The 12,736-nt window shown below is 64.2% G+C and carries 7 protein-coding genes and 2 tRNA genes; 5 read left to right on the top strand and 4 right to left on the bottom strand.

Translation table 11 applies throughout. The annotated features are described in order from the left end of the window. Nucleotides 1-206 precede the first annotated feature (206 nt). On the top strand, nucleotides 207-2,660 hold the full coding sequence (gene thrA / locus LJ737_RS02110; protein ID WP_227762584.1) for a bifunctional aspartate kinase/homoserine dehydrogenase I: 2,454 nt from the start codon (nucleotides 207-209) through the stop codon (nucleotides 2,658-2,660). A gap of 120 nt (nucleotides 2,661-2,780) precedes the next feature. On the opposite strand, the gene LJ737_RS02105 is transcribed toward thrA, so the two are convergent. Both LJ737_RS02105 and LJ737_RS02100 read right to left on the bottom strand, forming a co-directional pair. Further along, nucleotides 2,781-5,993: a reprolysin-like metallopeptidase gene (locus LJ737_RS02105; protein ID WP_227762582.1), complete on the bottom strand. Its 3,213-nt coding sequence runs from the start codon at nucleotides 5,991-5,993 to the stop codon at nucleotides 2,781-2,783. Between the two features lie 268 nt (nucleotides 5,994-6,261). Continuing rightward, a complete protein-coding gene (locus tag LJ737_RS02100; protein WP_227762581.1) occupies nucleotides 6,262-7,914 on the bottom strand; it encodes a hypothetical protein in 1,653 nt (550 codons plus the stop codon). A 261-nt stretch (nucleotides 7,915-8,175) separates the two neighbouring features. On the opposite strand from LJ737_RS02100, the gene LJ737_RS02095 reads away from it, so the two are divergent. Next, nucleotides 8,176-9,111: a homoserine kinase gene (locus LJ737_RS02095; RefSeq protein WP_227762580.1), complete on the top strand. Its 936-nt coding sequence runs from the start codon at nucleotides 8,176-8,178 to the stop codon at nucleotides 9,109-9,111. Nucleotides 9,112-9,212: 101 nt separating this feature from the next. Next, nucleotides 9,213-10,532 (top strand): threonine synthase, encoded by a 1,320-nt coding sequence (gene thrC, locus LJ737_RS02090; RefSeq protein ID WP_227762579.1) that lies wholly within the window; start codon nucleotides 9,213-9,215, stop codon nucleotides 10,530-10,532. Nucleotides 10,533-10,664: 132 nt separating this feature from the next. On the opposite strand, the gene LJ737_RS02085 is transcribed toward thrC, so the two are convergent. Continuing rightward, nucleotides 10,665-10,738, bottom strand: a tRNA-Pro gene (locus LJ737_RS02085). Between the two features lie 83 nt (nucleotides 10,739-10,821). After that, nucleotides 10,822-10,895 (bottom strand) — tRNA-Pro (locus tag LJ737_RS02080). A 217-nt stretch (nucleotides 10,896-11,112) separates the two neighbouring features. Here LJ737_RS02080 and LJ737_RS02075 point away from each other — a divergent pair. Both LJ737_RS02075 and LJ737_RS02070 read left to right on the top strand, forming a co-directional pair. Then, nucleotides 11,113-11,484, top strand: coding sequence for a T9SS type A sorting domain-containing protein (locus LJ737_RS02075; protein WP_227762578.1), 372 nt, complete (start codon nucleotides 11,113-11,115; stop codon nucleotides 11,482-11,484). 77 nt (nucleotides 11,485-11,561) lie between these two features. Then, entirely contained in the window at nucleotides 11,562-12,701 is a 1,140-nt protein-coding gene (locus LJ737_RS02070) for an NAD(P)/FAD-dependent oxidoreductase (RefSeq protein WP_227762575.1), read from the top strand. The last annotated feature ends 35 nt before the right edge of the window (nucleotides 12,702-12,736 follow it).

The raw sequence follows: 12,736 nt of genomic DNA, 5'->3' as shown, positions 1-12,736 counted from the left end.
GCGTATAACCCGCTGACTGCCTTTCTTTAGCCCAACGCCCCCTCACTTGCTATGCGCTTCGGCCTGACCACAACCGCCACGACCACCACAACCGCCCGCAGCGGGTGGGACGGCGGCGCGCGCATCGGGGGCTAATCAAACCTGCTTCGCACCTTTCAGCCAACGCCTTCCCGCCGCCCGGGAAGGCGTTTTTTTATGCCCCTGCCATGAACATTCTCAAATTTGGCGGCACGTCCGTCGGCTCCGTCGCCAGCATCAGCACCTTGCTGGAAGTGGTGGCCCAGGAAACAGCTCGTGGCGAGCGGCCCGTCGTGGTGCTGTCGGCCATGAGCGGGGTGACCAACCTGCTGCTGGCCGCCGCCGAAGCCGCCGCCGCGGGCCGGCCCGTCACCACCATGCTGATGGAACTGGAAAACCGCCACTTCGGGGTGGTCAAGTCCTTGCTCGACGCGGCCCGCCAAAACCCCGTGCTTACCCGTCTGAAGCTGCTCTTTAACGAGCTGGAGGACTTGTTGCTGGGCATAGCTAGCCTGCGCGAATTGACGTCCCAGACCCTGGACCGGGTGCTGAGCTACGGCGAGCGGTGCGCCACCTTTCTGGTCAGCTCCCTAGCCGCAGTGCGCTTCCCCGAGGCGCTGTGCGTGGAGGCCACCGAGCTGATCCGCACCGACGCGCACCACGGGCAGGCGCGGGTGGAAACGGAGCTGACCGAGCAGCTCATCCGCGGCTTCGTGCAGGAGCACCCCGGTCGGCTGCTGTTCGTGACGGGCTTCATCGCCCGCAGCCTGCAGGGCCGCATTACCACGCTGGGCCGCGGCGGCTCCGACTACACCGCTGCCATCCTCGGGGCGGCGCTGGGGGCGCGGGAAATCCAGATATGGACCGACGTCAACGGCATGATGACGGCCGACCCGCGCATGGTCAACAAGGCATTTTCGCTGTCCGAGCTGAGCTACACCGAGGCCATGGAGCTGTCGTACTTCGGGGCCAAGGTCATCTACCCGCCCACGATGATTCCGGCTTTCATGCGCCGCATTCCCATCGTCATCAAAAACACCTTCGACCTGAGCTTCGCCGGCACCACCATCCGGCACGACTGCCAGCCCTCGGCCCTGCCCATCAAGGGCATATCGAGCATCAACGACATCAGCGTCATCAACGTGGAGGGCTCGGGTATGGTGGGCAAGGCGGGGTTCAGCGGGCGCCTGTTCTCCCTGCTGGCCCGGGAGCAAATCAACGTCATCCTCATCACCCAAGCTTCGTCGGAGCACAGCATCACCTTCGCGGTGGCGCCCCACGACGCGGTGCGGGCTCAGGAGTTGATTGGGCAAGAATTTGAGCTGGAGCTGCAGGCCCGCAAGCTGGAGCTGCCCGGCATTGAGGAGGATTTGGCGGTGCTGGCCATTGTAGGCGAGAACATGAAGCAGACGCCGGGCATTGCGGGCAAGCTGTTTCAGGCCCTGGGCCGTAACGGCGTCAACGTGCGGGCCATTGCGCAAGGCTCCTCGGAGTACAACATATCCGTCATCATCGGCCGGGCCGATCTGGCCAAGGCCCTGAACGCGGTGCATGATGCGTTTTTCGTGGCGCTGACCAAGACCCTGCACGTCTTCGCGTTGGGCACCGGCAACATCGGCCGCACCCTGCTCGCGCAGCTGCACGCCCACCAGGACTTTCTGCGCGAACAAAACGGCGTGCAGGTGCGGGTGGTGGGCTTGAGCAACTCGCGCCGCATGGTCGTTGACGCGGGCGGCCTGCCCCTCGACGGCTGGGAAGCCGCGCTGGAAAACGGCCACTCGGAGCCGGCCGACCTCGCCCGTTTCGTGGCCCACATGAAGCAGCTGAACCTGCCCAACTGCGTGCTCCTCGACAACACCGCTGCCCCGGAGCCGGCCGCCTACTACGCCGAAGCGCTGCGCCACAGCATTTCGGTGGTGACCTGCAACAAAATAGCCAACTCCGGCCCCTACCAGCAGTACCGCGAGTTGCGCGACGCCGCCCGCCAGCACGGCGCCGACTTCTACTACGAAACCAACGTGGGCGCCGGCCTGCCCATCATCCGTACCCTGCGCGACCTGCGCACCTCCGGCGACCGGGTGGAGCGCATCGAGGCCATTCTGTCGGGTACCATCTCGTTTATCTTCAACAACTTCCGCGGTGCGGCGTCTTTCCACGACATCGTGCGGGAGGCCCAGCAGCGCGGCTACACCGAACCCGACCCCCGCGACGACCTCAACGGCCGCGACTTCATGCGCAAGATGCTCATCCTGGCCCGCGACGCCGGCCACCCGTTGGAGCCCGACGACGTCGTCATCGAGCCCATGCTGCCCGCGGCCTGCCTGCAGGCGCCCACGGCGGCGGCATTTTACGAGCAGCTGCGGGCGCACGAAGGCTACTTCAACGAGCTGAAAGACCGCGCCGCCGCCGCGGGCAAGGTGCTGCGCTACATCGGTCAGCTCGCCGACGGGCAGGCCCGCATCAGCCTGCAGATGGTCGACGAGCAGCATCCCTTCTACCAGCTGTCCGGCGCCGACAACGTCGTTTCCTTTACCACCGAACGGTACAAGGAGCGCCCCCTGGTGGTAAAGGGACCCGGGGCCGGCGCCGAAGTCACCGCCGCCGGTGTATTTGCCGACCTGGTGAACGTGGGCACGCGGTGAAGAAGGGTAGGAGGAACCCGACTGCTACGTAACAAAAAGCCCCGACCGAATCCGGCCGGGGCTTTTTGTTACTGCAAAACCAGGTGGGTAGGGCAGAGGAAGAGCAACCAATTCTTGCCCTTACTCAACCACCACGCGGCGCACGGCCGGGGCTTGGCCGGCCACCTGCACCGTGAGCAGGTAAGTGCCCGGCGCGAGGCCCGTGGTCGATACTTCCGTGGCCGTGCCGCTGAAGCTGCGCTCGGCCACACGCTGGCCCAGCACGTTGCGCAGGGTAGCGGTAGCGGCCGTCGCCGGGGCGGGCAGCGTCACGTGGAAGGCGGCCTGGGTGCCGGCCGGGTTGGGCCATACCTGGAAGGCCGTGGCGGCCGCGTCCTTAGCAGCCAGCGGGGTGCAGTTAGCCGTCAGGGCGAAGTTGCCCACCTCGTCGTCCCAGCCCGACACCATTACCAAGTAGCTGGTGCCCAGGGTGGAATTGAAGTTAACCGTCGAGGCCACCGAGTTGGCGCCGCAGCTGGGGCTGGCGTCGTCGTTGCCCGTCACGCAGGTGTAGCTGCCGCAAGTGCCGGTGAAGACGAACAGCTTGGTGTCAAAGTTCGTGGTAGCCGAGCAGGTGCTCAGCGTGATGGGCGCGCCCGTGCCGGTGATGCGGTAAAACACGCCGCCCTGGTCGATGGTGGTGCTGCAGGTAGCGGTGGGGTCGCCGGTTGCCGTGGCGCCCTCGGTGGTGCCCGTTACGGTGGTGCCGCAAGCCAGCGCCAAGGCGTTGGCACAAGCGTCATTAGCGGGCGGCGGCGCCAGCGTGCGGAAGTTGACACTGGCCGTCGGGAAGGTAGCCCCGCTGGTGCAGGTGCCGGCCACGCGCACCACGTAGTTGGTGGCCGAGGAAAGCCCCGTCAGCGTCACCGGCCCGGCCGTTACCGTGCGGGTAGTGGTGGCGGGCACCGTGGTAATGGTGTAGCTGCCGCCGCCGGGCGAGCCCAGGAAGGTGAGCGTAGCCGAAGTCAGCCCGATGTTGGTCACTGCCAGCTCCGAAGGCGCTAGGCAGGGCGTGGGGGCGGTGGTGGTGAAGCTCACGGTGGCCGCCGCCGAGGTGCTGCCCGTGCCGCAGCTGCTCACCACCTGCACCGTGTAGGTGGTGCCCGGCGTCAGGCCCGTGAAGCTCACCGGGCCGTTGCTCACCGTTTGGGTGGTGCTGGCGGGCGTGGTCGTCACCACGTACTGCGCGGCGCCGCTGGCCGTGGTGAAACTGAGCGTGGCGCCGGTGTTGGTGACGTTGCTGATGACCAGCGCCGTGGCCGGGGCGCAGGGGCTGGCCGTCGTAATGGCAAAGTCCGCGTTGGAAATGTCGAAGAAGTAGTTGTCAGCAGCTTCCACCATGATGCGGGCCGTGGTGGTGGCCACGTTCGGCGCCGTCACGGTGGCGGTGCCGTTGTTGGGCACGCCCGCAGCCAAGATGGTGGGGTAGGTCAGGCCGCCGTCGGTGCTCAGGCGCACGTTGACGGTGGCGCAACTCACCGGCGCGGCGGTGGTGTTGGCCACGTCCCAGGTCACCGTTTGCGAGCTGCCGCCGGCCCAGCTCAGGCCCGCGGCCGTCGGGGCCGTCACCACGAAGGGGCCGGCCGCGTTGGTTACCGTCAGCTTCAGCGAGTCGCTGCTGCTCACGCCGCCGATAACGCCCAGCGGGCCGTTGTGCTGGTCGCGGGCGGTGCACTTAAAGGTCAGGCGGCGCGTAACGGTGGGCAGCCGCTCCCCGATGACGACGGTGTTGTTGACCAAATCCGAGAGGCGCGGAAAGTAGCGCGTGGGCGAGGTAGTCGGCACCCAGGAGCGGAACAGCGGTACGTTGTTGTTGGCCGTCTGGGTGGCCGTGGGCGAGCCGGCCGAACCGCGGTCAATTTCTTCCCAGCTGTACGTTAGCGCGTCGCCGTCGATGTCCAGGGCGCTGGCCGTCAGCTTAAAGGGCGTGCTGATGGGCAGCGCCTTGGCGGCCGGAATGCTCACCACCGGCGCCGCGTTGTTCGAAGGGGAAACAACGGCGCAGGGCGTCGTCACGATAAAGGCGCGCATCTCCTCGTAGTTGCCCACGTGGAAGAAGGCGTCGGAGTTGCGCTGCAGGTTTTGGGCCGTGCCGCAGATGCCGGCGTAGGCCATAATGGTCGAGCCCGAGCCCGGTTCCCACGCCGCGCTGGCGCTGCGGTTGCCGCCGCCGCAGCTGCCGGCGTTGCCGTTGAAGGGGTGCGAGCCGCTGAACTGGTGCCCCATTTCGTGGGCCACGTAGTCGATATCGAAGGCGTCGGCTACCGGCGAGGAGCTGCCGGTCACGCCGCGGGCTTTGTTCCCGTTGCGGCACACCACCGCGTAGCCGGCCACGCCGCCGCCGCCGGTGCTGAACACGTGCCCGATGTCGTAGTTGGCCGGACCGATGAGGTTGTCCACGGTGGTCTGGTTCTCGCCCAGCATGGTCGAGCCGTCGTTGTTGGTGTACGGATCGGTGCTGGCGTTGAGGTACACGATTTGGTCGTTGTTGGCCACCAGCACCAAGCGCACGGCCAATTCCTTCTCGTACACGCCCACCACCCGGTTGACGCTGGTGACGATGGCCGACAAGGTCAGCGGCAGCGTGCCGCCGTGGAAGGCCGCGTACTCGCCCGTGGTGGCCACGGCCACGCGGTAGGTGCGGAGCTGCCCGCCGCCGGCTACCTGCGCCGCCGTGCCGTTGTAAGCCGGCAGGGCCGTCGCGAAGCCGCTGGCCTGCCGGGCCGCAGCTTTGGCGGCCGGCTGGAAGCTGCAGGGTTGCTGCTCCACGGCGCCGTCCCGGATGTCGCGCTTGTTAAAGCTCAGGTAGTGCTGGGTGTCGCCGCGGCGCGCCGGCTCGATAAACACGGTGCCGGCCGCTGGCGAGAGTACCTGGGCGTGAAAACCAGCCGGCGTCAGGTCCAAGCGCACGGTGGCCGAGGCCTCGTCGAGGCCGCGGCCGGTATAGGTCTGAATGTCGGGGTAACGGGCGGCCAGCCCCGGCGCCATCACGCTGCTTTGCCACACGGCGAAGCGCTGCGTGCTGCCGTCGGGCAGAGGCAGGCTCAACACCAGCGGCTGGGCGCCGGCGCGGGTTTCGGGCGGGGCAGTAGCCAGCACGGCGCGGGCCGTGGCCGGGTCCAGCAGCAGCGGGCGGGCGCTTTGCAAAGCCGCCGCCAAGGGCGACGCGGTGGGCTCGGCGTCGCGCAACAAGGTGGCCGCCGGCTGTTGGGCCCGGGCGCTGCTCAGGGCCAGCAGCAGCGCCGCACCACTCAGCAGCGGGCGCGCCGAAGCGGGTAGGTAACGGTGTTTCAAGTTGGTTGGGGTTGAGTGAGTGTGATTAGCCAAATGTAAGGAGGATAAAAAAGGATATAGCTGCTTGTAAGCAAAACAACTACGCGTGAAAAGTAACAGGGGCTAGAGCCGCAAATACGCCCCGCTACCGTGGCCGGAGCCGGCGTCATAACGGGCTGTTGCTATCAGGGTAATACACATAGGATGAGGGCAATATCCAATCAGCAACGCCCGCTCAGGTGCTAACGGAGCGGGCGTTGCGAGTCAGACCGTGCCGGGCAACAGTCTGTTACAGCGCAAAATTCTTGGCCAGCGTAGCCCGCAGTGTGGTAATAACGAAATCGTCGTTGGGGACAAACTTGCGCACATCATTATTCTTGACCACAAAACCTAATTCAAAGAGAAAAGTCACGCCGCTTTTCTGACTTACATTTAAAATGGCCCGTGCCCCGGCGTCGGGATAAAAATAGACGTCTTTGGGGCGCGTATCCGTAAAATGAGAGGCTATTTGGTTGCGGTTGGTTAGAAAGCTAAGGCTATTTACCCCACCATATAGCAACAGTACATTGGGAATCAGGTAACACTCCAAGCCGGCGCGCATGGTTGCCACCCCGCTCGTGAAGTGCGTAATGGTATCCGGCGTCATCAGCTTGTCGAGGTAAGCAGCGCCGAAACTGACACCCATAACGGCATCCGGCCTTTTTCCATACTTCATTGCCCATACCGCATTGCCACTAAAGCCAAACGAGCTGGCATCCGCAATGAACAGGCGTTCGGTGCCGCGCTTACTGGGCACATCATTCGCATTGTCGGTGCCCCCCAGAGCTGTAAACAACCGCAGCGAATACATATGCGGGCTTTCTGCAGTACCATTGCGCCGGCTGCCAATAAGTGACACTGCGGGAATAAATAGCCCAGTGCCTTTAATACCGGTTAGCGCCGGCAAAGCGGTTAGGTTGCTTTCGTTGCTAGCTGCTGCCGCTAGTTTGGCCTTGGCAGCTTGCTGGCTGCGGAAGCTTTCGGCCCAGTCCTTGAGCTTTTGATTGTAGGCAGTGAGTTGAAAACGCACCGAATCCAGCTTCAGCGTTAAGTCAGTTGTTGCGCGCTGAACATTGGTAATTTGCTGGTTGTATTCTTTCTTCTGCGCGCTGGAGGTGTCAATAGCCCCGATCTTGTAGCTCGCGAATGCGCTGGTGACTTTGGCAAAATCTCGGTAGGAAGCAGTGGCGTCGGCTAGTCTCAGCTCCAGGTTTCGGACGTCCGCATCAAAGCCGCGGTACGCTTTGTACCAGGTGGCCGTAAGGTCTTTGTCGAGCGAATCGGCAGGGGTCTGGCTGTCCTTGAATTGCTTGATCTTTTGTATTTCGGTGGTGTGGGAGTCCAACGATTCCTTGAGCAACAGACTATTTTTCGTTACGTCTGCCCGCAGCTTGCTTAGCTGGTCTTCGTAGATGTCGCGTATCTGACGCTTCAAGGCTTCCTGTACCTTGGTCATGTTGCGACGCAGTTCCGCTTCTTCTGCTTTTTGCCGTTCGTAATCGGCCACTAGCTGCGTTTTCTGCCGATCATAATATTCAATAACATCTTGAATGCGCTCGACTTCTTTGGCCTGCTTGAGTGCTTTTGCTTGGTCCCGAATAGAGCTCAACGAGTCAATTTGAATTACTTTTCGGGTAACGTTTGCTTGAATAAGAGGCAAACTGGAGGCCGGTGGTTTGGGCAGTGGAGTCGTGTCGATTAATTGGGCGTTATAATTTCTTTCCTGCTGTACACTATTGTCCAGTATGGTGGCCGATTGTGGAATTACAATGGTTTGGGTCGAGGTAGTTTGAGGCGATTTTGTAATCGTCAATAGCTCCAGTTGAGCGTGGGCTACCAGCTGCGAAAAAAGGGCTACGCATAGCAGCCCCCAGCATTTAGTAGACAGTAAAAGTGTTTTCACGAGTGCTTTCGAGGTTAGGGTTCAGTGCGTTTGACCCGGCAAAGCTGACAAGCCGCTAGATACCGCGCATCAGTGCTGCCACTGTATTGCGCCCCTCTCGTGATAAAGCGCGTGGCTTGGCTTTAGATCTGCACACGCAGCTCCGCAGCAGCAGCGGAGCAGCGTAGGCCGGAATACCTGTGCCTTGCCAGAGCTTCTATCTTTACCGTTCCACCAAGCGTCATGCTGGGTTTCCTGTCCAACGGTTTGCCTATTTACCCTATGCCCGATTCCGTCCGCGTATTCGCTCCCGCCACCGTGGCCAACCTCGTCTGTGGCTTCGATGTGCTGGGCCTGGCCGTTGAGCGGCCCGGCGACGAAGTACGGATGACCCGCCGCGCCGCGCCGGGCGTGCGCGTCACCCGCATCACGGGCGACGATGGGCGGCTGCCGCTGGCGGCGGAGCGCAATACCGTCAGCGCCAGCGTGCAGATGCTGCTGCGTCACCTCGGCCGCGATGCCGATTTCGGCGTCGACATCGAATTGCACAAGCAAATGCCCATCGGCAGCGGGCTGGGTAGCAGCGCGGCCAGCACCGTGGCGGGCCTGTGGGCCATCAACGAGCTGCTGGGCCGCCCCCTGACGCCGCTGGAGTTGCTGCCCTTTGCCATGCAGGGCGAGGAGCTGGCCTGCGGCACCGGCCACGCCGACAACGTAGCCCCGGCCCTGCTCGGCGGGGTGGTGCTCATCCGCAGCTACGCGCCCCTGGAGGTGGTGCGCCTGCCCGCGCCGCCGCTGCACTGCGCCATCGTGTACCCGCACGTGGAAGTCGCCACCCGCGACGCCCGCCAGCTTATCCGGCGCACCGTGCCGCTGCACGACGCCGTCACGCAGTGGGGCAACGTAGCCGGATTGGTCAGCGGCCTGTTTCTAAACGATATCGGACTGATCGGCCGCAGCATGCAGGACGTGCTAGTCGAGCCCGTGCGCGCCATGCTCATCCCCGATTTTTACCGCCTGCGCGAGTTGGCCATGCACGCCGGCGCCGTGGGCTTCGGCATTTCGGGCTCCGGCCCCTCCGTCTTCGCCTTCGCCCCCGACGAGGCCACCGCTGCCGCTATTACCGAGCAGCTGCAACGCCACCTGGCGGGCTTGGGCGTGGGCAGCGAAGGGTATGTATCGGCGGTTAATCAACAAGGGCCGCGGGTAATCGACTAACACCGAAGAGGTAGCGAGGCCTAGCTCCTGGTTTTGGGGCCGTCAATACCCGCTTGCCGCCCTCCCGTTTTTTTGTCCTTCCAGGGTCGTTTTTGATTAACATGCCCTTCTACAGCACCAACAACCGCGCCCTGCGCGTGCCGTTTCGCGAAGCCCTGTTTACCAGCCAGCCCGCCGACCGCGGCCTGTACTTGCCCGTCGACATTCCGCGGCTGCCGGCGGCCTTTTGGGCGCAGCTGCCCGACCTGAGCTTCGCGCAGATAGCTTACGAACTAGCCCACGCCCTGCTACCGGATGCCCTACCGCCCGAAGAACTGCGGCGCATCGTCGACGAGGCCATTGATTTTCCGGCCCCGGTTGTGGCCCTGGCGGCCGATACCTACGTGCTGGAGCTATTTCACGGCCCCTCATTGGCGTTCAAAGACTTCGGGGCGCGCTTTATGAGCCGGCTGATGAGCTACTTCCTGGCCCAGGAAGGCGGCCGGCCCCTCGACGTGCTAGTGGCCACTTCCGGCGACACCGGCGGCGCCGTGGCTCTGGGCTTCCTGGGCGTGCCCGGCGTGCGCGTCACCATTCTGTACCCCCGCGGCAAGGTGAGCCCCATTCAGCGGCAGCAGCTGACCACCAACGGCCAGAATATCCGCGCGCTGGAGGTAGCAGGCACCTTCGACGACTGCCAGGCCCTGGTAAAGCAGGCCTTTGCCGATGCCGAGCTAAACCAGCATTTCCGGCTGACGTCGGCCAACTCTATCAACATTGCCCGCCTGATTCCGCAAGCCTTTTACTACGTCCATGCGTACGCCCAACTGCTGCGGCAGGGCCACCGCGACGTGGTGTTTTCGGTGCCCAGCGGCAACTTCGGCAACCTGGGCGCCGGGGTGCTGGCTTGGCGCCTGGGCCTGCCCGTGCGCCAGTTTCTGGCCGCCACCAACGCCAACGACACCGTGCCCGCCTTCCTGCGCACCGGCCAGTATCAGCCCAAGCCCTCGGTAGCCACGCTCTCCAACGCCATGGACGTGGGCAACCCCAGCAATTGGGTCCGCATTACGGAGTTGCTGCGCGCCGACCCCACCGCCCTGAGTGGCCTCATCACCGGCTACAGCTACTCCGACGACGACACCCGCGCCGCTATCCGCCGGGTATTCGATGAGCACGGCTACGTACTGTGCCCGCACACGACCATTGCCTGGCGGGCTTGGCAGCAGTGGCGGCAGGTGCACCCGCAGGAGGCCGTGGTCGGGGTGTTTTTGGCCACGGCCCACCCCTGCAAGTTCCCGGACGTATTCCCCGCCGACATTGCCGCTCGCATACCGTTGCCCGCCGCTGCTGCCGCGCTGGCCGGCCGCCCAGAGCAACGAACTGCGCTGCCCGCCGAGTTTGCGGCGTTCAAGACCTGGCTGTTGCGCCAAGAAGCAGCATAAAGCTGAACCCACGTCCGGGTGAATTCCTCGTTAGCGAAGCAGCCGGTGGCTGAAATAGGGCAGCACACCGGCGACCAATACCGACCAAACGCAAAAAAGCCCGCCGAACCGTAGTTCAGCGGGCTTTTGTCGTCGGAGTGGCAGGATTCGAACCTGCGACCTCCAGCACCCCATGCTGGCGCGATACCAGGCTACGCTACACCCCGAGCGTTGGCGCCTTTCGGGAAAGGCGCCGGTACATTGTCCTCCGCAGTAGTCGCCTGGTATGATGGCTACTGCTTTGTTGTAGTCGGGGTGGCAGGATTCGAACCTACGGCCTCTACGTCCCGAACGTAGCGCGCTACCGGGCTGCGCTACACCCCGTTTTCGGACAATGTGGGTGCAAATGTACATGCTAAACTTTCATTGATGCAACCCCGCCGGCAAGATTTTTTTCAGCAAGCACAAGGTTCTTTTCGGGCACGAAAATTGGCCACTCAGCGTTTGAAACCGCTGCGCGGGCGCGTTGCGGACTGATAACCACGGCTAAGCGCCGTCAATCCTGTATCTTAGCGCCGTCAAAACGCCGTCGTTTTTGCCTATGAAAGCGTTTGTTTACTCGTTTCTCTTAATGGCCCTGCCGGTGGTCGGCCTGGCCCAAACGTCCACCACGGACAAACCCACCGCCCTGATTACGGCCGGAGCGGAGCAGACCAAAGTGGACGCGCCCACCATCACCTTCAACGTGGAGGCCAACCCGGTGAACAACACCTTGCGGGTGCGCACCAACGCCAAGGGACCCATGCAGTTAGAGGTCAACGACGCCGACGGCCGGCCGGTGCTGACCAAGGCGTTGTCGGCCAACGGCGCGGCCATGTCGGTGCCGCTCGGCAACCTGCCCAACGGCAGCTACGTGGTGCGCTGCTCCGTCGCCGATAAGACCTTTATGCGCCGCGTCACGCTGGGCCAGTAAGCTCCGCTGTTCGGCCTTATTTTGCGCCTCCCGGCTTCGTGGCCGGGAGGCTTTTTTGTGAATTTCTCCCGCGTTCTATGCCCACATTGCTGTCTTACTGGGAAAAACAGACGTTTCTGCAGGGCTTCGACGTGGCCGTGGTCGGCGGCGGACTGGTGGGCCTGACGGCGGCCATCTTCGCCAAGCGACTGCGCCCCACGGCCCGCGTGCTGGTGCTGGAGCGCGACGTGCTGCCCAACGGGGCCAGCACCAAAAACGCCGGTTTTGCCTGCTTCGGCAGCGTGTCAGAGCTGATGGAACAGGAGCAGCGGGGTGGCACGGCCGCGCTGCTGGCGGTGGTGCGCTACCGCTGGGAAGGCCTGCGCCTGCTGCGCGAGCTGCTTGGCGACGCGGCCATTGGCTACGAACCCTTGGGCGGCTTCGAGCTGTTTCGCAACGAGGAGGCCGCGCTGGCGGCCGAGTGCCGCAGCCGGCTCGATTACTACAACCAGCTGCTCGGGCCTATCGTCGGCGAGCCGGAAATCTTTCGCGAAGCCAGCCACCGGCGGGCCCACTTCGGGTTTGCGGGCGTGCACGGCATCCTCGAAAACGTGGCCGAAGGCGCCCTCGATACCGGCCGCATGCTCCACGCACTGCTGCGCCTGGCTTGGCAGGAAGGCGTGGTAGTGTTGCACGGCGTGCCCGTCGAAAGCCTGGAAAGCGGCCCTACGGCGGTGAAGCTGCGCACTCCGCTGGCCGGCCTCGAAGCGGGACGGGTGCTACTGGCTACCAACGCCTTCAGCCGGCAATTCTTCCCTGACCTCGACGTGACGCCCGGCCGCGGGCAGGTGCTGGTGACGGCGCCCGTGCCGGGGCTTGATCTGCCCGGTACCTTCCACTACGACAAGGGCTACTACTATTTCCGGCCCCTGCCCGGCGGGCGTCTACTGCTCGGCGGGGGGCGCAACCTGGACTTCGCCGCCGAAGCCACCACCGAGCCGGGCCTGACGCCGCTGGTGCAAGGCCGGCTGGAGCAACTGTTGCGCGAGGTGATTTTGCCCGGCCGGGACGTGGCCATCGAGCACCGCTGGAGCGGGGTGATGGGCTTCGGGCAGGAGCTGGAGCCGTTTGTCGGGGAGCTGGCGCCGGGTATCTACGGTGCCCTGCGCTGCAACGGCATGGGCGTGGCCATGGGAGCCCGGAGCGGACAACGGGCGGCGGAGTTGCTGATGCAGTAGCGCGAAGCTGTGCCCTGCGGGTCGCGGAAACGACC

This window comes from Hymenobacter sp. 15J16-1T3B, from assembly GCF_020711235.1.
Classification (GTDB): Bacteria; Bacteroidota; Bacteroidia; order Cytophagales; family Hymenobacteraceae; genus Solirubrum.
This window is presented reverse-complemented; position numbering and strand designations above follow the sequence as displayed.

Coding starts and splice junctions, on each gene's coding strand:
- thrA (WP_227762584.1), top strand. CDS start 207: ATGAACATTCTCAAATTTGGCGGCACGTCCGTCGGCTCCGTCGCCAGC.
- LJ737_RS02095 (WP_227762580.1), top strand. CDS start 8,176: ATGCCCGATTCCGTCCGCGTATTCGCTCCCGCCACCGTGGCCAACCTC.
- LJ737_RS02075 (WP_227762578.1), top strand. CDS start 11,113: ATGAAAGCGTTTGTTTACTCGTTTCTCTTAATGGCCCTGCCGGTGGTC.
- thrC (WP_227762579.1), top strand. CDS start 9,213: ATGCCCTTCTACAGCACCAACAACCGCGCCCTGCGCGTGCCGTTTCGC.
- LJ737_RS02070 (WP_227762575.1), top strand. CDS start 11,562: ATGCCCACATTGCTGTCTTACTGGGAAAAACAGACGTTTCTGCAGGGC.